A 20,721-nucleotide genomic window follows, 5' to 3' on the forward strand; every position below is an offset into this window, starting at 1 on the left:
CTATGAGGAAAAAACATGTTATCAGCTATCAAAGGCGCTATTGCCAAAGTGCAAAACACAGATGAATTATTGACCGGAAGAAAACTTGATCACGACCCAGTTGTCGAAGGTCTAGTCAACGATTTGGTTGATGAAGTCATGGTGATCAACAGCGCGATCCAAACGATTCAACCGCCACAACCGAGCTTAGTTGAACGCAACAAAAACAAAATGGATCATATCGCAAAACTTCGTGGCCGTCCGCTTTACCACCCGTATATCGGTACCGGTGCTGGTCAAGGCGTTTACGTAGAACTGGAAGATGGTTCGGTAAAAATGGATTTAATCAACGGTATCGGTATCCACTTGATGGGGCATGCACACCCACGCGTAATGAAAGCAGCGATCCGCGGTGCTTTATCAGATGTGGTTATGCAAGGTAACATCCAGCCAAATAACGAATATTTAAAATTGACAGAAAAATTAGTTCAGATCGCCGGCCGTAAATCACGCCTTAAACACGCTTGGTTTTCAACCTGCGGTACGATGGCTAACGAAAACGCGATCAAAATGGCGAGACAAAAAAATTCTCCGGCTAAAATGATCGTGGCGATGAAAAATGCATTTGCCGGTCGTTCGACAATGATGGCTGAAGTGACTGATAATCCGGCGTATAAACAGGGATTGCCAGAGTACAACGAAGTATTACGTATTCCTAACTATGACAAAAAAGATCCGAAATCCGCAGAAAACGCATTGCGCGCCCTAAAAGAACACGCTGCTAAATTTGATAAACAAATCGCCGCTTTTTCTTTTGAGCCGATGTTAGGTGAAGGTGGTTTTGTGCCAACTCCGCGTGAATTCTACGAACCGATGTTAGCATTCTGTAAAGAAAATAAAATTGCAGTATGGGCTGACGAAGTGCAAACTTTTGCACGCACGGGCGAATTCTTCGCGTTCGAAACAATGAACTTAGGCGAATACGTGGATATCGTAACGATTGCGAAAACAGTTCAGTTAGGCTGCACGCTTTATACCGAAGAGTACAATCCAAAACCAGGTTTGATCGCCGGAACTTTCTCAGGCGGTTCAAGCTCGATGACTGCAGGTTTGGAAATTTTAGAAATGCTCGAAGAAGGCTACATCGGACCTAACGGGCGTATTAACCAAATTCATAACCACTTCATCCACGGTATCAATCGCCTGAACGAAACAACTTGCAAAGGTTTGTTAACTGACGCTGGCGGCATGGGATTAATGATCGCGTTTACGCCGTTTGAAGGTAAAAAAGAACAGGCCGAATTATTTGTTAAAAAACTATTTAATAACGGAATCATTGCGTTTACCTGCGGTAAGGATCCGGTTCGTATCCGTTTCTTAGTTCCGGCAATTATTCAAGATTCAGATATCGAAATTGCACTTCAAGTGATTGAAAAAACGGTGCAAGAAGGACTGTAAGATTGTTGGCTAACCAAGTCTCTGCTGCAGATTCATTTGATTTTATCGGAAGCTGTCGAAAGCTTATGGCCATCGACTGCTCGCCGCAGGCCTCTACATATGAAGCTGCAGAGTACTTGGCCACCTTGGCCCGCGGTCTTGGGTTTGATGTTGAAGTTCAGCAAGAAATGCAAAGCGGCGTGATTCAGGCCAACATCATTGTTCGCCTAGAGCCATTTCAGGCGGGGCGCAGTGAATTTTTACTGCAGGCTCACTTAGATACCGCCGATCCGGGTAATTTTGCATTATGGAAAAAAAATGATTTTAATCCGTTTGATGCAATTATTGAAGACGGCCGCATTTATGGTTTAGGTGCTGCTGAAGTTAAATTGGATTTTTTATGCAAGTTACTGGCCCTGGCGCAATTGCGTGATAAAAAGTTTAACACTTTACAGCCGGTTTTAGTCGGAACCTTCGGTGAAGAAACCGGAATGCAGGGTGCATTAAAGTTGATCCGTAAAAATAAAATTAACGCAAAGTATGCTTTAATCGGCGACCCTTCGGATTTAAATATTGTGAATGCGGCAAAAGGCTATGCGACAGTAGAAATGCGTATTCCGTTTAGCCGTGAAGAAGTTGAATACAAAAAAAGTAAAGCGTTGTCAGAATACACATCCACTCAGACAAAAGTTTTCTCAGGAAAAAGTGCACACTCATCTACACCTCACCTGGGGGAAAGTGCGGCGCTAAAACTTTTTGATTACTTGTCAAAAATGCCTGACAACGTAGTGATTGTTGAAATGGATGCGGGCACGCGCCAGAATATGATTCCCAACCAGGCGATGGTTGAACTGGATGTAGCCGCTTCGTTTCAGGATCCGGTGATCCGTAAAATTAATTTTCTCTATAACACGATGAACGATGTGCAAAACCAGATGAAACTGGTCATAGACAAGGTGTTTACGCCGGAGTATTCAACGATCAGTGTAGGGATTATCCGCACTTTTGATGATCATATTTTAATTGGCGGTTCTTGCCGTATTCTTCCTAATGTTAAACAGGAAGAGTATGAAAAATGGATGCAGATGATTTCACAGGCCTGCGCCCAGGTTGGCGCAGAATTCAGACTGCAGGATTATAAACGCCCGTTTCGTACAGATGAAAAATCTGTTCTGGTAAAAGGGGCGCTGGCAGAATTAGAAAAACTCGGGCAAAAAAGCCAGTGCACAAGTTTAGCTTCTACAAATGAAGCGAGTCTTTTTTCGCGCATCGGGATCGAGTGCATCTGTATCGGTGCGGGCAAAAGAGAAAACAATGTTCATACGCCCAATGAACATGTCGAAATCAAACATTTAGAATTAATGACGTCATTTTACCAAAAAATGATCGAAAGGTTTTGTTTATGAGCTTTATTGTAAGAGCGGTTAACAAAGACGATGTTGTGCAATTAACAGATTTAGCGAAGCAATTTAATTTATTAAATTTACCGGGTGATCGTAAGGTTATTGCAGAAAAAGTTGCCCGTAGTGAGGCCTCGTTCGCTGGGGATTTACCAAAACACAAATCAGAATATATCTTTGTGGTCGAAGATGTTGAAGAGCAGGCCGTTGTCGGCAGTTCTTTAATTATCGCAAAACATGGTTCAGACGAGGTGCCGCATTGTTATTTCAAAATTTTAAAGCGTGATCATTTTTCGCAGGATCTGGGGATTGGTTTTATCCATCAGGTGTTACGTTTTCAATTGGACACCGATGGACCTACCGAAATTGGCGGATTACTCGTTGATAAAGCTTACCGCCGGCGTCCCGAGCGCTTGGGTAAACAAATTTCCCTAAGCCGCTTTGTGTACATGGCTTTAAACCCTGAACGTTTTGAAAAGCGTGTGTTATGTGAATTAACACCACCGTTAACCGATGAAGGCCGCAGCGAGTTCTGGGAGGCTTTGGGCCGCAGATTTACCGGTCTTCCGTACCAAGAAGCCGATGCGCTGTCGCAAACGAACAAAGAATTTATCGAATCGTTATTTCCGGAAGAAGATATTTATTTAGCGTTATTGGATTCAAAAGCGCGTTTAGTGCTTGGCCGGGTGGGTGAAGCGACTAAACCTGCGCAACATTTACTGGAAAGCATCGGCTTTCAGTACCTAGACGAAGTTGACCCCTTTGACGGTGGTCCGCACTACGGTTGCGAAACAGAAAAAATCTTACCGATTAAGATGGGTAAGAAGTTGCGCGTGACTGAAGGCAAAGAGGCCTCATATAAAACCATGGGTTTAGTGGGCTTTGGCAGTGATGACTTCAAATGTATGTTAACAGGCTATGATATCCAGGATGGTAATGTGGCCGTACCTGCAAAAACGCGTGATCGTTTAAAATTAGATTTAGATCAAGAGGTGTGGGTATCACCTTTTGAATTCGGGAAGAAGGCGTAAGATATGCAATACAAAACCACTCCATTTTTAGGTGATTTTATTAATGGCCAATTTATCAAAGGATCCAAATCCGACGGCCAGTTTAAAGATATTTCTCCGGCCGATTTAACTGATGAAATCACAACAGTCAGCTACAGCTTAGATCATGTTGAGCAAGCGATTGCGGCGGCAAAAAAAGCTTATCTTCCCTGGGCAAGATTGTCTTTGGATGAACGCAAAAAATATGTCTTACGCTTAAAAGAATTATTTGTGGCGCACGAAGCAGAAATGGCCGAAGCCATTGCCCGTGATACCGGAAAAGCATTATGGGATGCGACGAGCGAAGCCAAGGCGTTATCGGCTAAAATTGATGTAACTATCAATGAATCGTTGAAGCTTGTGCAGGAAGAACATATTCCGAACGCTTTACCGCAGGTTGAAGGGGTAATCCGTTTTAAATCTCGCGGCGTAATGGCTGTCATCGGGCCATTTAATTTTCCGGCGCATTTACCGAATGGCCATATTATTCCGGGATTACTTACCGGTAACACCATAGTTTTTAAACCGTCAGAGCAAACACCGTACGTAGGACAACTGTATTCGGCACTTTTTGAAAAAGCGCAGTTTCCGGCAGGCGTGTACAATATGATTCACGGTGAAGCTGAGACTGGCCGCAGACTTGTGGCGCATGAAGCGGTGGACGGTATTTTATTTACCGGTTCATACGAAGTCGGGCTTAAAATTAAACAAGAAACCTTAAACCACTACTGGAAAATCTTAGCCCTTGAAATGGGCGGTAAGAATACCACAGTGGTATGGGATGATGCTGATATGGATAAAGCGGTTTACGAAACAATCGTCGGCGCTTACATGTCAACCGGTCAGCGCTGCTCAGGCACATCGCGTGTGATTTTACACGATAAGATTGCTGACGAATTTACCGACCGTTTTTACAAGACAGCTAAAAAATTAACAATTGGTCACTGGTCAAAAAATCCTTTTATGGGCCCGTTGATCAACGGTGGTGCGGTTGAAAAATATATCCGCTTCCAAGAGATGGCAAACCGTGAAAACTGTGAAAACCTAATGCGCGGTAAAGCCTTAGATTTAGAATACAAAGGCCACTATGTGACTCCGAGTATTCATTTGGTTAAATCATTTGATAAAAATTCGGTTTACCAGAAAACAGAAATTTTTGGCCCGAATGTGGCTATTTACCGTTCAAGTGATTTTGAAAACACAATGGATATCGTGAATTCAACGGGTTACGGATTAGCGATGGCGCTATTTACTAAAAATAAAGAGCTTTATAATGAAGCGATCTTAAAAGCGCGCGTGGGTCTTTTAAACTGGAACCGCACAACCAATGGTGCAAGTTCACGTTTACCGTTCGGCGGAATGGGTAAATCAGGTAATGACAGACCATCTGCACACTTCGCGGTTCAGTACACCACGGTGCCGTTAGCAAGTTTAGAAGATCCGACCCCACTTGATAAAACCAAGCTACTTCCTGGAGTAACTCTTGAGTAAAAAAATGAAGACGATACTATCTGCAGCGACATTCTTTGCCGTTTCTGTTTTTATTGCTTTGGCTTTTTTCGGATTTCAGTTTTTAAAAACCGGTTACAGCAGTGATAAAACTGAAGTTTTATTTGATGTAAACCCGGGGCAGGGTATGCAAACCGTGGCGCTTAACTTAGAAAGTGCCAAACTGATCAAGAATGCCAAATTATTTCAGTGGTATTCGCGCTACCGCGGCATGAACCCCAAATTAAAGCGTGGTGAATACGCTTTAAACGCCGCCATGACTCCGGATGAAATTTTAGCGGTGATAACTTCCGGAAAAAGTGTAGCGCGTAATTTCACGGTGGCCGAAGGTCTGAATATGTGGGATATCGCCGAGCTGTTAGAAAAGAACAACTACGGCACCAAACAAGAAGCATTAGCACTTTTTCGCGACCGTGATTTTATTCAGTCGTTACTTGGCGAAAACCTGGATTCACTGGAGGGTTATTTATTTCCAGAGACCTATAAAGTTACAAAATTTGACACGCAAAAAGATATCGTTACCCAAATGGTGCGACGATTTTTAACGGTGTACGCCGAGATCCAGCCTGAGTTGATGGTTTTTAACCAGAATTTTCCACAGCGTAAGTGGACCCGTAATCAACTGGTTACATTTGCAAGTATCGTCGAAAAAGAAACTGGTGCCAAACACGAACGTCCTTTGGTTTCATCGGTGTTTCATAATCGTTTGGATAAAGGCATGCGTTTGCAGACCGACCCGACGGTGTTGTATGGGCTTGCATTAGTGCGCGGAGCGATGCCAAAAAACATTACCCGCACAGATTTGCTGACACCGACCAAGCATAATACGTACACGATCTACGGTCTTCCACCGACGCCGATTTCTAATCCGGGTAAAGAGGCATTGCTGGCTTCATTAAAGCCACAGACTTCGAAGTTTCTTTATTTCGTAAGTCATAACGATGGTACGCATAAGTTTTCAGAAAGTTTAGAAGCCCACAATGCTGCAGTAAAAACATTTCAGATTGACCCGAAAGCACGTCAGGGCAAATCTTGGCGTGATTTAAATAAAAAGACGACGAATAACTAATGCTTAAAATATTTTTTGCTTTGGCAGTGTTGGGTGTTTCTTCTTACTTTTTGTTCTTTAAACACAAAGGGCCGCCTAAAGATGTGACGGCGGCCAAAGAAGTGATTGCTCCTTACGAACCATTACCTGAAGACCAAGAGCCAAGTGAAATTCAGAACGTGCCGCTTTACCATGTAACAATGGAAACTGCTTCGGCCACTGTGACCCCGCCAAGTATGGATGATCTGGCAGACGCGGTTAAAGAGCTTGAAGCTTCAGAAAAAAAGAGATAATCAGGGTGCCGCTTCTACATACGGAACAAAAGAATCTAAGTCCGAATTATACTGAAATACATTTAAACGGGAATTGCCATTTTTATCTGCGGTCGGTGCGACGATATCCATCTGGCCATCGGCATTTATATCAACTAAGCCCAGGTTCATCGAATTTGAATTTACCATTAAGTATGCTTCAGCATCGTCGTTCAACGGAAAGCGCTGTTTGAACACCTGATTATTACTTACGGGATCCTTAGCATAGATTTCGATTTCAATGCCTGAATTGGTTTTGATTTTAAAAATGACAAATGACTTTTGCTGATATTGCGCAAAGGCTTTAGCCAGGATTTTACGTTCTTCCGTGCTCGGGGTAAAAATACGGCGCACCGAGGTCATGGATGAACCAATTGCAAAAACTAAGGCAACAACTAAGGCGCTGATTAATAACGGGATCGAGATGGATTTTTCGTTTTCAACGGCCTGATTCATAGCTATTATTTTGTTCTATAAGCCTTAGGGGGTCAAATGACGTCACCAGAATTCTACGAACTCGTCCAAAGTCGTAAGTCTATCCGCAAATTCAAAAAAGACCCCGTGCCACGCGATGTTTTAGAGAGAATATTTCAGCAGGCCGCATTTCATGCACCTTCGGGAAAAAACCGGCAGAACTGGCGCTTCTTTGTCGTACAGGGCAAAAAACGTGATGAGTATTTAACGTATTCGCAAAAGTCATGGTTAGGTATTAAAGATATTCTGCAAAAACGCCTAAAGCCATCTTTGTATGATTTCACAGAGCGTTTTTTTTACACCTTAGGCGACGCGCCGGTTTTAGTTTTTGCGTATTCGCACAATGACAATGAAGAGCGATACCACACCAGCATCGGCAGTGTGTACATGGCCGTGCAGAATATCAATCTGGCCTGTCAGGCTGAAGGATTAGGCTGCTGCACGATGGGAGCGCCGCTGGAAATTAAAGAAGACGTCGACAAATTTTTAGGTGTCACCGAGTTGCCAGAATATAAAAAAGGTGAGCTTGAACTTCTTTGCGGCATCGTGATCGGTTATCCTGACCACAACCCGCCAAAAGCGCCACGCCAGTTAGAAAACCGCGTGACGTGGCTTGAGTAATTATAAAATAAAATTCCAAACTAACTGTAGTTGCATCAGCGTTTCGTCATGAAAGCCATTTTCTAGCGCGAACTGCACATCGTAATTTTTTTTCAGTGTGTAGTTTAGTTTACTGCGATAGCGAAGAAAATCTGCATGATCAGCTTGTGTGAAGTAGGTCACATTCAATGAAAAGCCCAGAGCCGGGGTTAAGCGGCTGACAAACAGCACTTCGGGGCCAAGACTGTTTAAGTTTTTCTGCCAGTGGCGTACCGTCATCAGGTAGGCAATACGCGAGCGTGCAAAAAGTGCAAGATCATAACTGTAACCACCAGAAGCTTCGACATCGCCGGCAAAAGTGTCGGCAGTAAAATTATCCATGGCATTTACCAGTTCTGCGCGAAACTTCCAGGAAAAATTTTTATCCAGCTGGGTAACCGGGTTTAAATTGACCAGATTTAAAAAAGTTAATTTGTGGATATGAAATTTTTTATCATGGCTGTCACTGGTGATCGCGCGGGCTTCGATCGAAGCCATTTCATTCTGACTGAACGGCACCGTGCCGAAATCCTGTTGTTCTAAATCATGTAAGGCATGACGAAACTTCAGTGATGTATAAGTCACATCCTGGTTTTTATAATTTGCCTGTCCCATGCCAAAGTACAAAGCTGATGAATCATGACTGTCTTCAGGTGGCTCCGGTTTATTGTTGGCATCAGCTCCGGCAACGATACCCATGGCCGCACGTTTTAAAAACAGCTGGTATTTCTGTTCATCATAATCTTTATCGGAAGTAAAAGCGCGCAAAGAATAAAACTTCATGGCAGTTTCATAGACCTGAGCTTTTTCCAGTTTGTTTAACTCATAGTCGTCAGGAATATTGAGATCGGTTACCGCTGCATCGAGTGCTTTTTTTTGTAAGACACCCAGTTGGCCAAAAGATTCCAGATAATCTGTTTTCAGGGATTTTTTGTATTTACGTCCGGTCAGCGGGGTAAACGGGAGAGTCGTTAATTTTTTTACGGTATCAATCGGGATCGTGAAATACTGAAATTCCTGCGACAGTTTTAAATCTGGGCGCACAACTTCCAAAGTTTTTAAAATCTGGTACGAGCAGTTGTCGCTGAAAAAATAATACGGAGCACGCGCGTTTTCCATTTCGATTAAGTGGTTAACGAGAAAGTCAGTCTCTTCCGGAGAAAAGTTTAGTTCATACTCCCAGATATCGCGGCCTTCGAGATTGATATACTCGCGGATTTTCTGGTGATACGGAAGCATGGTAAAGCGGCCATTGTACATACCAAACAAACCTTTAAGTGCGTAAAACACACCTTCACTGGCATCCGCATCGGCAGCGTAATTAACGCCGTAATCGATCAGATCTTTGTTTTTGGCATTTTCGGGATTAATTATCTTTAAAAAAGTATGTCCAAAACTGGAAGAGGCGTTTCCCATATCGCTGGCTGCAAAAATCAGTGAAACAGCTTGCACATTGAGCTGTCTTTTCCAGGCTTGGCGTTCTTCGCAGGGCAGTCGGTCCTGCGGGTCGGTTTGTAAAACCGCGTTTAACCACTGCGCCCGCGCAAGATAACGGCACTGTAATTTTTGGTCATTATCGCCGTAGAGCAGGCGGATGGTTGTAAATAGTTCTTTTTCAGGCGAGCTTGCACCGTTGGCATCAAGAAATAATCCTTCGGTAAATGGTGAGCTGTAGGAAAAGTATTTTTTTTCGTAGTGGCCAAGAGCCAACCAGCGCGGATCGAGCCAGAGTTTGTCCTGCTGGGCCTTTTGCAGATAGTTTTCTAACCGCGAGACTTTGTCAGAAACAGAAAAGCCCCACGCAGGTGAGGCTTTCACTGATAGTAAAATTATAAAAACTAAATTACGAACCGTGGCATGCATCTGCTACTGAAGCAGACTTCATGTTGTTTACAAAGTCAACTGCAGATGTTTTTGCACTCGGAACGATCGTTGCAAAGCTCGATTGTGCTTTAGCATTGAAAGCAGAAATTTGGTTTTCTGAAGCGCAGCCGTTTAATGCAGCTAGTGTTGATAATTTTTCGCCATGACCTTGAGCCATTTCACGCGTTAATTCAGCTTGGTTAACTTCTACGAAGTACTGAATTTGTTTGTCGTTCTGAACGATACCGCTGGCATTACAGTTTGATGTACCGAAAGTGATACCAAATGTTTGCGAACCGAAAGACGCATTTGTCGTCGCTGCAAATAATTGCAATAATTTCGAGTTCTTGGTGATGATCATGCTACCTAAACCGCAACCGGCATCGCCAGCAGCCATAGCCATTGAACCCATGAAAAATACAGTAATAAACGCCTTCAACATATTAACCTCCGTTGAATAAAAATTGGTTATCACTAATGATCAATTAAGATTTATTTATAGCCAATGAAAATGTCGGTAGTGAGCTGGACCATAGGCCTGTTGTTACAGGCCCAGTAAAAATTTAAAGTCTTCGGCGCTGAGTTGACCACTGCCGTTCATCACTTTTTCAAATGACTCAGAGTCTGAAAATAGCGCGTCGAAATAAGATTTTTTCTTAAGTTTTAAGATCTCGATCTTTTCTTCGACCGAATCTTTCATCAACAGACGGTAGACTTGGACATCATTTTTTTGCCCCAGTCGGTGCGAACGGTCGGTAGCCTGATTTTCTACGGCCGGGTTCCACCACGGTTCGATATGGTAGACGACCGAGGCTTTGGTTAAATTTAAGCCCACGCCGCCGGTTTTTAGCGTCATCAGCAGAACTTTCGGGGTTTCTGAATTCTGAAACGATTCTAAAATTTCACGGCGTGCTTTATTAGCAACACTGCCATGTAAAGTGTAGAACGGGATTTTATCGGCAGTAAATAAATTCGATATTTTTTCAAGGGTCGCTAAAAACTGGGTAAAAATTAAGACACTCTTGCCTTCTTCGATATGTTCTTTTACGCATTCGAGAATATGCGCAATCTTCGGCGGGCTTTCAGTGAACTTAACCTGTGGTATGCCACTTGGGTCTGAACAGGCTTGACGTAAACGTAAGAGTGCAGTTAACATCGCCAGCTGTGATGACGTCTGTCCTTTTTCGCTGATGATCTGATTAACCTGATCGTTATGCGAAATCGCAAGTTTTTTATAGATCTCGATCTGCTTTTCGCTGAAATCAAAACGGATAGACTCTTCCAGTTTTTTCGGAAGATTAAGATTAACCGAATCTTTGGTGCGCCGTAAAACAATCGGACGCATTTTTAATTTTAAAAACTGTACATCCTGCGGATCGATGGTCTTTCCAGGTCCGAATTGCTCCTGAAATATTTTATAACTTCCCATCGAGCCTGGCAGAACTAAATCCGTCAGCGAAAAGAAATCCATAAAGTTATTTTCAAGCGGTGTACCTGAAAGGGCTAACTTAAATCTGGCCTTTAACAGCCGTGACGACGATGTTCTTTTTGAAGACAGATTTTTCAGGTTCTGGGCCTCGTCAAAAACGATCACATCCCATAACACGTTGGCAAAAAAATCTTCGTGTTCGGTTAATAGCCCGTAAGTGGCGATAATAACCCTATGCTCTTTGCCGGCTTTTTCTAGAAGCTCTTTTTTCTTGGCGCCGCTGAAAATTTCGACCTGTAGATCCGGCGTAAACTTACGCGCTTCTGATTCCCAGTTAAAACAAAGCGACGTCGGTACCACCACCAGTGACCAAGAGATATTGGCTTTACGGTGTTCGTCTAAAAAGGCCAGCACCTGTAAGGTTTTTCCGAGACCCATATCGTCGGCTAAGATTCCGCCCAGGTTAAGTTTATATAAATCATGTATCCACTGGGTTCCGACGACTTGGTGTTCTTTTAAGATGCTTTTTAAGCTGTCTGAAACCTGTAATTTGGTTTCGGATTTACCTAGGTTTTTGTAAAAGTTGTGAATTTCATTCCAGTACGGGTGATCAGAAACAATATTCGTGCCTGTTTCGGCCAGCGCCAGCAGCTCTAAGATCTGTGATTTCGGTAAACGCACGAATTCTTTTTCGCCGCGCTGACTCTTGTTAATGGTGTCGTTCTTAATTCGTTCCCAGAATTTTTCTAGGGCGGCAAATTTCGGAATTGAATTCGGATCAATTAAAAACGGGCGGCCTTTATAGAACATGATGCCGCTTAACGTCTGCGTACCTTTGCCGGAGAAATTAACATCTTCCAGATTTACTTCAATACCCTTAAAAAATAATTTCGGACTTAACTCAAACCAGTCAGTTTTTGAATTCTGTACGGTAATTTCAGATTTAAAATCTTCTTCACCCAGCTTTTCCAGTGATTTGGCATTGATATACACATCCCAGCCCTGTGCCGCCAAGTCTGACATTTTGTTGTACAGCAGCGGCAGGGTCTCATCGGAAATTCTGATTTTTCGGATATACTGGTTGGCCAGTTCTGCCTGCAGGTTAAAACCGGTGTAAATCGGTTCAAAGGCTTCGCTGGTTTTTAACGAGTCAGCCACAAGCTCCAGATATTTCGACGTTGATTTGGTGAACAGATCGCCTTTTGATTCAAACATCAGCGGTTCTAAGCACACGAGCAGTGATTCGGCGGTGAATTTATCGAACTCGGTCAGCTCGAGAATCTGGCCTTTTAACACTAAGTAGCGGGTGTTTACGCGCACGACTTTTAAAATTTCATTTAAAGCGAATTTAAAAAACGCATAAACTTTTTCTGACAAAAAGGCGCTGAGTTTACGTTCGAACGGGTTAATTTCCCCGAATTTATCCACAAGGATAGAGCGTTTAAACAAATCAAAAATATTATTTTCTAAAATTTCTAAGAACTGTTCGTCCGTTAAATTAAACTGACCGGTTGTCAGTGGCCGGTTTAAGACATGGCGGCAAGTTTCAACGATCATCAGACTTGCTACGCCCTGATGTTTTAATAGCCGTAAGTCATTATCACGTTTTAAACCTTTACGCTGTGACGCCAGGTCTTTTCTTTCGGCATCCGATAAATATGAAATACCATTGAGAGCCGTCTGCAATAACAGATCGGTGGTGAGCTGCGTATTGTGCACACGGTACACATCATCCTGAAAGGTAAATTCACTCCAAAGCGAATAGAACACACTTTCAAAACCGGGCTCCATGTAGTGCTGCAGGTTAATTCCGTATTTATCCGGTTTTACTGCAATCGGGTTCTGGGTAAACGAATAGTGAATATTGTGTTCGCTTAAAAAACTTTTGATCGCCGCAATGCTTGAATGGTTTTTGTAGATACGATCGGGGCCTGATTTTTCAAAATCAGGGCCTAAGTAACTAAAAGCAATATCATCACTGCGGCCGGCTTTTTCCAGAGGCACTGCAGTGAACAGTCCGGTCTCAAGATTAACGGTCGATGGGTAAAGATGAAGTTCATTTTTAGCTTCGGATGCGGCGCGATCCTGGGTAAGGGCGGCTCCGCCCAGGTACGGAAGATTTTTTTCTTCAATTGGCTTAATAAAATACTCGCCAAACATCGGTTTTTGCACATGGAGTTCAGAAATTTCTAAGCCGTATTTAATGCCGGCTACGTCCAAAGCCAGATAAACTTTAAAATTCGGAAATTTCTGGCGAAGAACAAATAGATTATCAATCATTTCCAGCAGGACAAAGCCGATCAGGTATTCATTTTGTTGGGCTTCAAAGCGGCCCAGAAACTTCATGAAATTTCTTAAACGCACGCGTTCTTTCGCCGTTTGAAAGGCGAATTGCTTTTCGATTAATACAGGATTCAGCTCACGCGCTAAGCTTACACCCAGATCGTAATTTCCGATCTGGTCCAACGACAGACGTGTTTCATTTTGTAAGTAAAAAGAAACAACATCAGTTAACTCCTGATAAGTGTTGCGGTTAAAGCTGTAATTTTTGCCTCTTAACAGATCCGAAATCATGCTGTGGCTGCGGGTGTCGAAAGATTCGTAAGAGCGGGATTTGGGAAGCGGAAATAACTCTAAGCCAAGAGTAGAAATCTGCTCTTGAATGGTTGTCAGGTACTGTTCGTTTAAAAACTGCGGCAACTGAATCACGGCAAAATCAAGCTGGCCTAACTGTGCCCGCTCTAGCCAGTGGTAATAAGGTTTTTTAATTGCCGCGATATCTTGATTCACACTTCTCCAATCCCGGTCTTTTCAACCGGGGAATTGAATATCCTAACAAGGACGGCAAATTTTAGCAATTTGTAGACGGAATAACTGACCTTTTTATAGTTGAATATAAGTTACACTTTTTTTGGTTTTTGTGTTATGACGCCGACGTTTAAAATAGCTATTCGTTTGAACAATGCTGTTCACGAAACCAATTCTGGGTATCAATGGCATCCCATTCCAGACTATCGTCGTTTAGATCCCACTTGCGGTACTGCACCTGAACATAGTGTGCAAGTTCATGTGCCAGTGAATCGTCAATACAGCGTTGGTGTCCGGCGTAATAGTTTTTGTCGTCATAAAGATAGATTTTGTTAAGATGAACAACATAGGCATTGGTAATCACATCCGGTCTAAATCCCCATTGTGGTTCGATATCATCCTGAAATTGTTTGAGTGAGGCTTCACTTGATAAAATAACCGCCGGCATGGGAATCTCTGAGTTAAAGCTTAAGTTTTTGTACTCTAAAATGCGCGTTAAAATAAACATGGTTGAGTACTTTGGCTTAACGGATTCGGCATTGGCAAATAGCGAACTGACCAGGATTAAAATGCATACAAAATTTTTCATGGGGCAAAGCCTAGTACAGCCTTGTTATTTATGCACGGTTATAAACCGCTTTTCGAGCTAATTTGTCTAATCCTTGACCGTAAAATTGATCCCGGGCATAACCATTTTTAAATGTCAGCGACCTCAACAAATACCAATAGTCTTAATAACTTAGGCGTAAGCCGTATTCACCCTTTAGATGCGCTAAAGAAAAACCCTTTCGTGCTGGCCCCTATGGCCGGCATTACTGACCATGCGTTCCGTAGTTTTATGAAAAAGCTCGACGCTTCGGTAGTCGTGACAGAGCTCGTTTCAGCGACAGGGATTGAGTATAAATCTGAACGCACCATGCAGTTAATGAGCTATGATGAAACCCAGCGCCCGATCGGCATTCAGCTATTTGGTGAAGATGCGGAAACAATTGCCAAAGGGGCACAGGTGGCCGAATCACTGGGTGCGGATTTCGTAGATCTTAACTTCGGCTGTCCGGTTCCTAAAGTTGTAAAAAAAGGTGCTGGCTCGGCCATGATGAAAGATCTTGTAACCATGCAAAAGGTTTTAAGTTCTTGTGTTAAGGCCGTAAAAATCCCGGTGACGATAAAAATCAGAACGGGCTGGGATCAGACCCAGCGTAATGCACTAGATGTGTGTAACTTAGCCCATGATGAAGGCATTACTTGGGTAGCGATTCACGGGCGTACCCGTGCCCAAGGTTATTCGGGACTGGCTGACTGGGATTTTATCGCCGATCTAAAAGCTAAAACAAAAATTCCTTTATTGGGGAACGGCGATATCTTAACCCCGCAGGCGGCAGTTAAGCGCCTTAAAGAAACTGGTTGTGATGGCGTGCTCATCGGTCGCGGTGCCCTTAAAAACCCACTGATTTTTGCTGATGCCTTAAGCTTATGGAAGAATGAACCCGTGCGTTCGGACCTTAAACGCAATTATCACGGTATATTTCAGGACCTGCATGTGGCTTTACAGTCACACTGTTCAGAGCATATCATGAATATCCAGCTTAAAAAGTTTGCTTCTTGGTTTTCGACTGGATATCCAGGGGCGGCTCAGTTTAGAAAAGACATTTTCCAGCTTAAGAGCAATGACGAAGTTCTGACTTGCGCATTAGGCTTTTTTCGGTCAATTTCAGACTTCGAGCAAGAAGATACGTCGCATGAGGAATTCCTTATGGGTGGCCACGGGTAACGTTAATCCCGCGCAAGCCGTTAAGCTCGCTTAATTTTATTTTATAACAACGTAAGGAAACACATGGTTCAAGATCCAAAGAAAATTAGAAATATCGCGATTATCGCGCACGTCGACCACGGTAAAACTACACTGGTTGACCACTTAATCAAACAAGCGGGTACATTCCGTGAAAATCAAGCCGTTGAAGAACGTCTGATGGATTCTATGGATCTTGAAAAAGAACGTGGTATCACGATCGCTGCAAAAAATGCGTCGTTCACTTACAAAGATATTAAAATCAATATCGTAGATACTCCGGGCCATAGTGACTTCGGTGGAGAAGTTGAGCGCGTGCTTAACATGGTTGATGGCGCGATCTTACTTTGCGATGCCTCTGAAGGTCCACTTCCGCAAACTCGTTTCGTTTTGAAAAAAGCGTTAGAGCAAAATTTAAAAGTAATGGTTTGTATCAACAAGATCGACCGTCCTGACTCTCGTATCCAAGAAGTTCACAACGAAATCTTCGACTTATTCATCGATTTAGATGCCAACGAAGAACAATGTGACTTCCACACCATCTATACGATTGCCCGTGAAGGTATGGCGACTCTTGATCCAAACGTTAAGACAAACTCGTTAGAGTGCTTATACGATGCTATCGTTAACTTAGTTCCGCCTCCAAAAATCAAAGAAGATGAACCGTTACAAATCATGGTTTCTAACATTGGTTACAATGAGTACGTTGGTCGTTTAGCGATCGGCCGTGTTCGCGCTGGTACAATCAAAGTCGGTGACGATGTGATGTGCGTTCAAGAAAACGGTCAGAAGAAAGTTAAAGTTTCGGCGTTATTCTCTTACCACGTAAATTCGCAGATTCCGGTTCAGGAAATCGGCGCCGGTGATATCGCTATCGTTGCGGGTCTTGAAGACTTCACGATTGGTGACACCATCACGTCAGCGGTTGATCCTCGCCCTATGCCACGTATTAAAGTTGATGAGCCTACAGTTGGTATGATCTTCTCTGTCAACAACGGCCCATTTGCCGGCATGGAAGGTAAAAACGTTACTTCACGTAAAATCTTAGAGCGTTTAGAAAAAGAATTACTACACAACGTTGCTTTACGTTTAGAAAAGACAAACGCGACAGATGCTTTCAAAGTTGTTGGCCGTGGTGAGTTACAATTAGGTGTATTGATTGAACAAATGCGCCGCGAAGGTTTCGAATTATTAGTTTCTAAACCAACAGTTGTCTTTAAAGAAGAAAACGGCAAAAAGCTTGAACCAATGGAGCACGCGGTAATCGATATCGAAGATGCTTTCGTAGGGGCTGTTACTGAAAAACTGGGTATGCGTAAGGGTGTAATGACGAACATGGTTCAAAAAGGTTCGGGCCGTACACGTTTAGAATTCCGTATTCCTTCACGTGGTTTAATCGGTTACAGATCTGAATTCTTAACTGATACTCGCGGTACAGGTTTATTAAATACGAATTTCGATGGTTGGGATGACTACCGCGGAGAGATCACTTCTCGTCTTAACGGCGCGATGATCGCTGACCGTAAAGGTGTTACCACAGCTTATGCGATCTGGTTTAAACAAGAGCGCGGCGTGATGTTCGTACAACCTGGTCAGGATGTTTACGAAGGTATGATCGTTGGTGAAAACGCTAAAGATAACGACATGATCGTTAATATCTGCGAAGAGAAAAAATTAACGAACGTGCGTGCATCGGGTGCCGATGAAGCAATCCGTTTAATCCCGGTTAAACCGATGACGTTAGAAAAAGCGATGGAATGGATTAAAGATTCTGAGCTTATCGAAGTTACTCCGAAAAACATCCGTTTACGTTGTCGTGAATTAGATCCGCACAAACGTCCAAAACCACCTAAGAATAAAGATTAGTCTTAAACTAAACCCGGCGTAACAGCCGGGTTTTTTATTTTTATCTGTTGCAGCGTTCAGCGCAGACTGCGGGAGTGTAGTTTTCTGAACAGCGGTCGATGCAGTATAAAAGTGCTTTTGATACACAGTTGGGGTTTTGTTGTTTAAACGAGGGCCAGTATTTATCCATGCAGTTTGCCGGGGTGAAGTTATTTTCACAGGCTTCGACCAGCGTTTTTAAGCCATTGATTTTCTCCTGGCACTGGTTGCCAGAAGTACCATCGTTACAGGTGACAGTTGTTCTGGTGTTGGCAAAGATGGTTGCGCTTTCGCCGGCAGATAAATGCAATTCGGCGGCAAATGTATTTGCTGAAAATAGTAGAGCTATTGCTAAAAAAGATTTCATTTTTATCCCTTTGCTAAGACGTCATTAAACTAAGCACGGTAAGTTAAGCAAAAATCCAATAGAAGATAAAGCTAAGCTGCGTTGCTGTCGGGTTGACCCGGACGGCACGACTTAGGTAGGGGCTATATTTGTTGTTAGGTTTATCCACTGCTATGATGCTTGCATGTCTTTAGCACTCAACGCGATTAACCTAAAAAAGACCTACGATGGTATTCCGGTCGTAAACGGCATTTCTTTTGATATTAAGCCCGGCGAATGTGTCGGAATTCTTGGTCCTAACGGTGCTGGTAAAAGTACAACCATCAAAATGATTTACGGGCAGGTGCTTCCGACTTCGGGAGAATTGCTGGTGTTGGGCTTAAATACCAAAAACGATATTACCCAAATCCGTTCACGCATCGGCGTCGTCCCACAAGATGACTGCTTAGATACCGATTTTTCGGCGATTGAAAATTTATTACTTTTTGGCCGCTACCATAATATGGACAGCGATCTGGCCCAGGCACAGGCTGAACATTTACTGGCTGAGATGAAGTTGGCTGAATTTAAGCATAAACGGGTCGAAGCCTTAAGCGGTGGGATGAAACGTCGTCTGGCGATTGCCCGGGCGTTAATTCATAAACCGCAATTCATTCTGATGGATGAGCCGACCACGGGCTTAGATCCGCAGGCGCGGTTATGGATCTGGAATTATTTTGAACGCTTAAAAGCCAATAACACCACTCTGGTTTTAACAACTCACTACATGGAAGAAGCCGAGCGTTTATGTGACCGCATTATCATGATCGATCATGGCGTAATTTTAGACCAGGGTACTGCTAAAGAACTGATCGAAAAACATGTGGGTGCTGAAGTGATCGAGCTTGAAGTGGGCAGCGAAAAGGGTTACTGGCTTAACCGCGTCGAACAAGCCGGACTCCGTTACCAGGAGTACGAAGAAAATTTATTTATCTTTTTTCAGACGGTTGAAGAGAAACAAAAATTTATCAACCATGTGCAGAACACGCATTATTATGTCCGTGCGGCCAACTTAAACGATGTATTTTTAAAACTGGCCGGATATCAGATCCGAGAAAAGAGCTAAACGATGTATAATGTTTGGCTGCGCAATTTTCTATTCTTCAGAAAAACTTTTATTGTCTCACTTTTCTGGACTACCTTAGAACCGTTGATGTTTCTGGGCGCATTCGGTTTTGGCTTTGGGCATTATATTGCCTCGATCGAAGGTATGTCGTTTCTGCAATTTTACTTTGCCGGACTCTTGTGTACGACGGCGATGATGGTGGCCTACTTCGAATCAACATATCCGAACTACACAAAACTGACGCACCAGAAAACCTACGATGCCATGTTGCTGACACCGGTTTCGACCAAGCAGATCTTTTTCGGTGAAATGCTGTGGGCTGCAACCAAGGGTTTTTTAGGCGTACTGGGAGTGTTTTTAATATCTTCGCTGTTTGGTTTATTTAACCCGAAGTTTTTTGTGATCGCGCCGGTATTGTTTTTACTGAGCCTGGTGTTTGCTTCGTTCGGGATGATTATGATCGCAATTGCTAAAAACTACGATAGCTTTGTGTTTTCGACTTCAGGAGTGATTGTTCCCCTGTCAATGATCAGCGGTACGTATTTTTCTTTAGATGAAATCCCGTACTATATGAAAACGATTGCATATATTTTTCCGCTGGCACACGCGGTAAGTCTGGTGCGATCGGTGCTGTATAAAACAATCGGTTTACTGGATTTAGTGCATATCGCCGTTTTGTTACTGTACGTCGTATTGTTCAGCGTGATCGGCTTACACTTATTTAAGAAAAAATTAGTTAATTAGTTTTCGCTTGGCTGTGCGGTTTCTTCCTCAAGAACGGGCGCTGCTTCGGCCGAACGTGCATCAACTGGCGGCAGAGCCGTGGCAGCTGCCGCAGCTTCTGAGCCTTCATCAATCATGGCATTTAATTCATCAGAACTTAAAGCGGTCGGATCAGTATCGATTTCCTGGTGTCCGGCCGTTAAAAAATACTCGAGTTTTCCCATAGCCATAAAATAGTCATCATCACTGAGCATTTTGTAGCGGTGCATATCGCGCACGATACCAGAAATTCTTTTGCGTGCAAATTTTGTTAGATCTTTGCGGTAGTAACTTTTTGAATATTTTTCTGGGTTAGGTAATACCATAGCTAAGAAAGCAGATTCAACCACGTCTAATTCAGAAGGGTGCTTTTTAAAGTAGTATTTTGCAGCTTGTTTGATGCCGTAAATATCTTTACCGAACTGCACAACATTCAGATAGCGTTCGAGGATTTCTTTTTTGCTCAGGGTTTTTTCCAACTTAATGGTGATCAGTGCTTCTAAACCTTTGCGCACGAAGGTTTTATCTTTGTACAGAAACAGATTTTTAGCCAGCTGCTGCGAGATTGTCGAGCCACCGCAGGTGATTTTGTGGGTCTCTTTAAGCTTTTCGTAACAGCGGGTAAGGCCTTCTTCATCAAAACCCCGGTGCGAATAAAAGGCCGAATCTTCGGTTAATATAATCGCGCGCTGTAAATGAGTAGAAATTTTTTTTAGCGGCACATATGTTGTTTTATCGCTCGGACACAGGTCTATACCGTACATCGATGTTTTAAAACAGCCTTTGATGGTTTGTTCAGAGGGGATCTGCAGATAAACATAACCCGCCGCTGATGCCGCTACCATCACTACAAAAAGAAAACTATATAACAAAAATTTCATGTAATTTA

Annotated in this window: 18 protein-coding genes; 11 read left to right on the forward strand and 7 right to left on the reverse strand. The window is 43.1% G+C overall.

All coding sequences use genetic code 11. From position 1 onward, the window contains the following. Positions 1-15 precede the first annotated feature (15 nt). Genes AC04MM_RS05840 through AC04MM_RS05865 form a run of 6 tightly spaced genes read left to right on the forward strand, consistent with a single transcriptional unit; the run spans position 16 to position 6,715 of the window. On the forward strand, positions 16-1,437 hold the full coding sequence (locus AC04MM_RS05840; protein ID WP_475379391.1) for an aminotransferase class III-fold pyridoxal phosphate-dependent enzyme: 1,422 nt from the start codon (positions 16-18) through the stop codon (positions 1,435-1,437). Between the two features lie 5 nt (positions 1,438-1,442). Continuing rightward, a complete protein-coding gene (locus AC04MM_RS05845) occupies positions 1,443-2,822 on the forward strand; it encodes a M20 family metallopeptidase (protein ID WP_475379392.1) in 1,380 nt (459 codons plus the stop codon). Then, positions 2,819-3,847, forward strand: coding sequence for an arginine N-succinyltransferase (locus AC04MM_RS05850; protein WP_475379393.1), 1,029 nt, complete (start codon positions 2,819-2,821; stop codon positions 3,845-3,847). Before AC04MM_RS05845 ends, AC04MM_RS05850 begins: the two co-directional genes overlap by 4 nt. Before the next feature lie 3 nt (positions 3,848-3,850). After that, entirely contained in the window at positions 3,851-5,356 is a 1,506-nt protein-coding gene (locus AC04MM_RS05855; protein ID WP_475379394.1) for a succinylglutamate-semialdehyde dehydrogenase, read from the forward strand. Between the two features lie 4 nt (positions 5,357-5,360). Next, positions 5,361-6,443, forward strand: coding sequence for an endolytic transglycosylase MltG (gene mltG, locus AC04MM_RS05860; RefSeq protein WP_475379395.1), 1,083 nt, complete (start codon positions 5,361-5,363; stop codon positions 6,441-6,443). Then, complete coding sequence (locus AC04MM_RS05865; protein WP_475379396.1) at positions 6,443-6,715, forward strand: hypothetical protein; 273 nt, start codon at positions 6,443-6,445, stop codon at positions 6,713-6,715. Before mltG ends, AC04MM_RS05865 begins: the two co-directional genes overlap by 1 nt. On the opposite strand, the gene AC04MM_RS05870 is transcribed toward AC04MM_RS05865, so the two are convergent. Next, positions 6,716-7,189, reverse strand: coding sequence for a hypothetical protein (locus AC04MM_RS05870; protein WP_475379397.1), 474 nt, complete (start codon positions 7,187-7,189; stop codon positions 6,716-6,718). Between the two features lie 36 nt (positions 7,190-7,225). Between AC04MM_RS05870 and AC04MM_RS05875 the strand changes: the two genes are divergently transcribed. Then, positions 7,226-7,828: a nitroreductase family protein gene (locus AC04MM_RS05875; RefSeq protein WP_475379398.1), complete on the forward strand. Its 603-nt coding sequence runs from the start codon at positions 7,226-7,228 to the stop codon at positions 7,826-7,828. Here AC04MM_RS05875 and AC04MM_RS05880 read toward each other — a convergent pair whose 3' ends face one another. The 4 genes from AC04MM_RS05880 to AC04MM_RS05895 form a co-directional block, all read right to left on the reverse strand. Further along, on the reverse strand, positions 7,829-9,664 hold the full coding sequence (locus AC04MM_RS05880; protein ID WP_475379399.1) for an Lnb N-terminal periplasmic domain-containing protein: 1,836 nt from the start codon (positions 9,662-9,664) through the stop codon (positions 7,829-7,831). It abuts the gene before it with no gap. A gap of 25 nt (positions 9,665-9,689) precedes the next feature. Then, positions 9,690-10,151 carry a DUF3015 family protein gene (locus tag AC04MM_RS05885; RefSeq protein ID WP_475379400.1) on the reverse strand — a complete coding sequence of 154 codons (462 nt, stop codon included), beginning with the start codon at positions 10,149-10,151 and terminating at the stop codon, positions 9,690-9,692. A 102-nt stretch (positions 10,152-10,253) separates the two neighbouring features. Next, positions 10,254-13,928: a DEAD/DEAH box helicase gene (locus AC04MM_RS05890; protein WP_475379401.1), complete on the reverse strand. Its 3,675-nt coding sequence runs from the start codon at positions 13,926-13,928 to the stop codon at positions 10,254-10,256. Between the two features lie 157 nt (positions 13,929-14,085). Continuing rightward, positions 14,086-14,535 carry a hypothetical protein gene (locus AC04MM_RS05895; protein WP_475379402.1) on the reverse strand — a complete coding sequence of 150 codons (450 nt, stop codon included), beginning with the start codon at positions 14,533-14,535 and terminating at the stop codon, positions 14,086-14,088. Positions 14,536-14,646: 111 nt separating this feature from the next. On the opposite strand from AC04MM_RS05895, the gene dusB reads away from it, so the two are divergent. Together dusB and typA are read left to right on the forward strand one after the other, a co-directional pair. After that, a complete protein-coding gene (dusB, locus tag AC04MM_RS05900; protein ID WP_475379403.1) occupies positions 14,647-15,717 on the forward strand; it encodes a tRNA dihydrouridine synthase DusB in 1,071 nt (356 codons plus the stop codon). Positions 15,718-15,780: 63 nt separating this feature from the next. Then, positions 15,781-17,601 (forward strand): translational GTPase TypA, encoded by a 1,821-nt coding sequence (gene typA / locus AC04MM_RS05905; RefSeq protein WP_475379404.1) that lies wholly within the window; start codon positions 15,781-15,783, stop codon positions 17,599-17,601. 40 nt (positions 17,602-17,641) lie between these two features. Here typA and AC04MM_RS05910 read toward each other — a convergent pair whose 3' ends face one another. Further along, entirely contained in the window at positions 17,642-17,986 is a 345-nt protein-coding gene (locus AC04MM_RS05910) for a hypothetical protein (RefSeq protein ID WP_475379405.1), read from the reverse strand. Between the two features lie 163 nt (positions 17,987-18,149). Here AC04MM_RS05910 and AC04MM_RS05915 point away from each other — a divergent pair, with 163 nt between their 5' ends. After that, on the forward strand, positions 18,150-19,070 hold the full coding sequence (locus AC04MM_RS05915; RefSeq protein ID WP_475379406.1) for an ABC transporter ATP-binding protein: 921 nt from the start codon (positions 18,150-18,152) through the stop codon (positions 19,068-19,070). 3 nt (positions 19,071-19,073) lie between these two features. Then, positions 19,074-19,814 (forward strand): ABC transporter permease, encoded by a 741-nt coding sequence (locus tag AC04MM_RS05920; protein ID WP_475379407.1) that lies wholly within the window; start codon positions 19,074-19,076, stop codon positions 19,812-19,814. On the opposite strand, the gene mtgA is transcribed toward AC04MM_RS05920, so the two are convergent. After that, positions 19,811-20,713 (reverse strand): monofunctional biosynthetic peptidoglycan transglycosylase, encoded by a 903-nt coding sequence (mtgA, locus tag AC04MM_RS05925; protein ID WP_475379408.1) that lies wholly within the window; start codon positions 20,711-20,713, stop codon positions 19,811-19,813. The genes AC04MM_RS05920 and mtgA overlap by 4 nt on opposite strands. Positions 20,714-20,721: the final 8 nt, after the last annotated feature.

The organism is Bdellovibrio sp. SBM16 (genome assembly GCF_056175625.1).

Coding starts and splice junctions, on each gene's coding strand:
- AC04MM_RS05920 (WP_475379407.1), top strand. CDS start 19,074: ATGTATAATGTTTGGCTGCGCAATTTTCTATTCTTCAGAAAAACTTTT.
- typA (WP_475379404.1), top strand. CDS start 15,781: ATGGTTCAAGATCCAAAGAAAATTAGAAATATCGCGATTATCGCGCAC.
- AC04MM_RS05850 (WP_475379393.1), top strand. CDS start 2,819: ATGAGCTTTATTGTAAGAGCGGTTAACAAAGACGATGTTGTGCAATTA.
- dusB (WP_475379403.1), top strand. CDS start 14,647: ATGTCAGCGACCTCAACAAATACCAATAGTCTTAATAACTTAGGCGTA.
- AC04MM_RS05885 (WP_475379400.1), bottom strand. CDS start 10,151: ATGTTGAAGGCGTTTATTACTGTATTTTTCATGGGTTCAATGGCTATG.
- AC04MM_RS05840 (WP_475379391.1), top strand. CDS start 16: ATGTTATCAGCTATCAAAGGCGCTATTGCCAAAGTGCAAAACACAGAT.
- AC04MM_RS05875 (WP_475379398.1), top strand. CDS start 7,226: ATGACGTCACCAGAATTCTACGAACTCGTCCAAAGTCGTAAGTCTATC.
- AC04MM_RS05895 (WP_475379402.1), bottom strand. CDS start 14,535: ATGAAAAATTTTGTATGCATTTTAATCCTGGTCAGTTCGCTATTTGCC.
- AC04MM_RS05870 (WP_475379397.1), bottom strand. CDS start 7,189: ATGAATCAGGCCGTTGAAAACGAAAAATCCATCTCGATCCCGTTATTA.
- AC04MM_RS05855 (WP_475379394.1), top strand. CDS start 3,851: ATGCAATACAAAACCACTCCATTTTTAGGTGATTTTATTAATGGCCAA.
- AC04MM_RS05915 (WP_475379406.1), top strand. CDS start 18,150: ATGTCTTTAGCACTCAACGCGATTAACCTAAAAAAGACCTACGATGGT.
- mtgA (WP_475379408.1), bottom strand. CDS start 20,713: ATGAAATTTTTGTTATATAGTTTTCTTTTTGTAGTGATGGTAGCGGCA.
- AC04MM_RS05865 (WP_475379396.1), top strand. CDS start 6,443: ATGCTTAAAATATTTTTTGCTTTGGCAGTGTTGGGTGTTTCTTCTTAC.
- AC04MM_RS05910 (WP_475379405.1), bottom strand. CDS start 17,986: ATGAAATCTTTTTTAGCAATAGCTCTACTATTTTCAGCAAATACATTT.
- mltG (WP_475379395.1), top strand. CDS start 5,361: ATGAAGACGATACTATCTGCAGCGACATTCTTTGCCGTTTCTGTTTTT.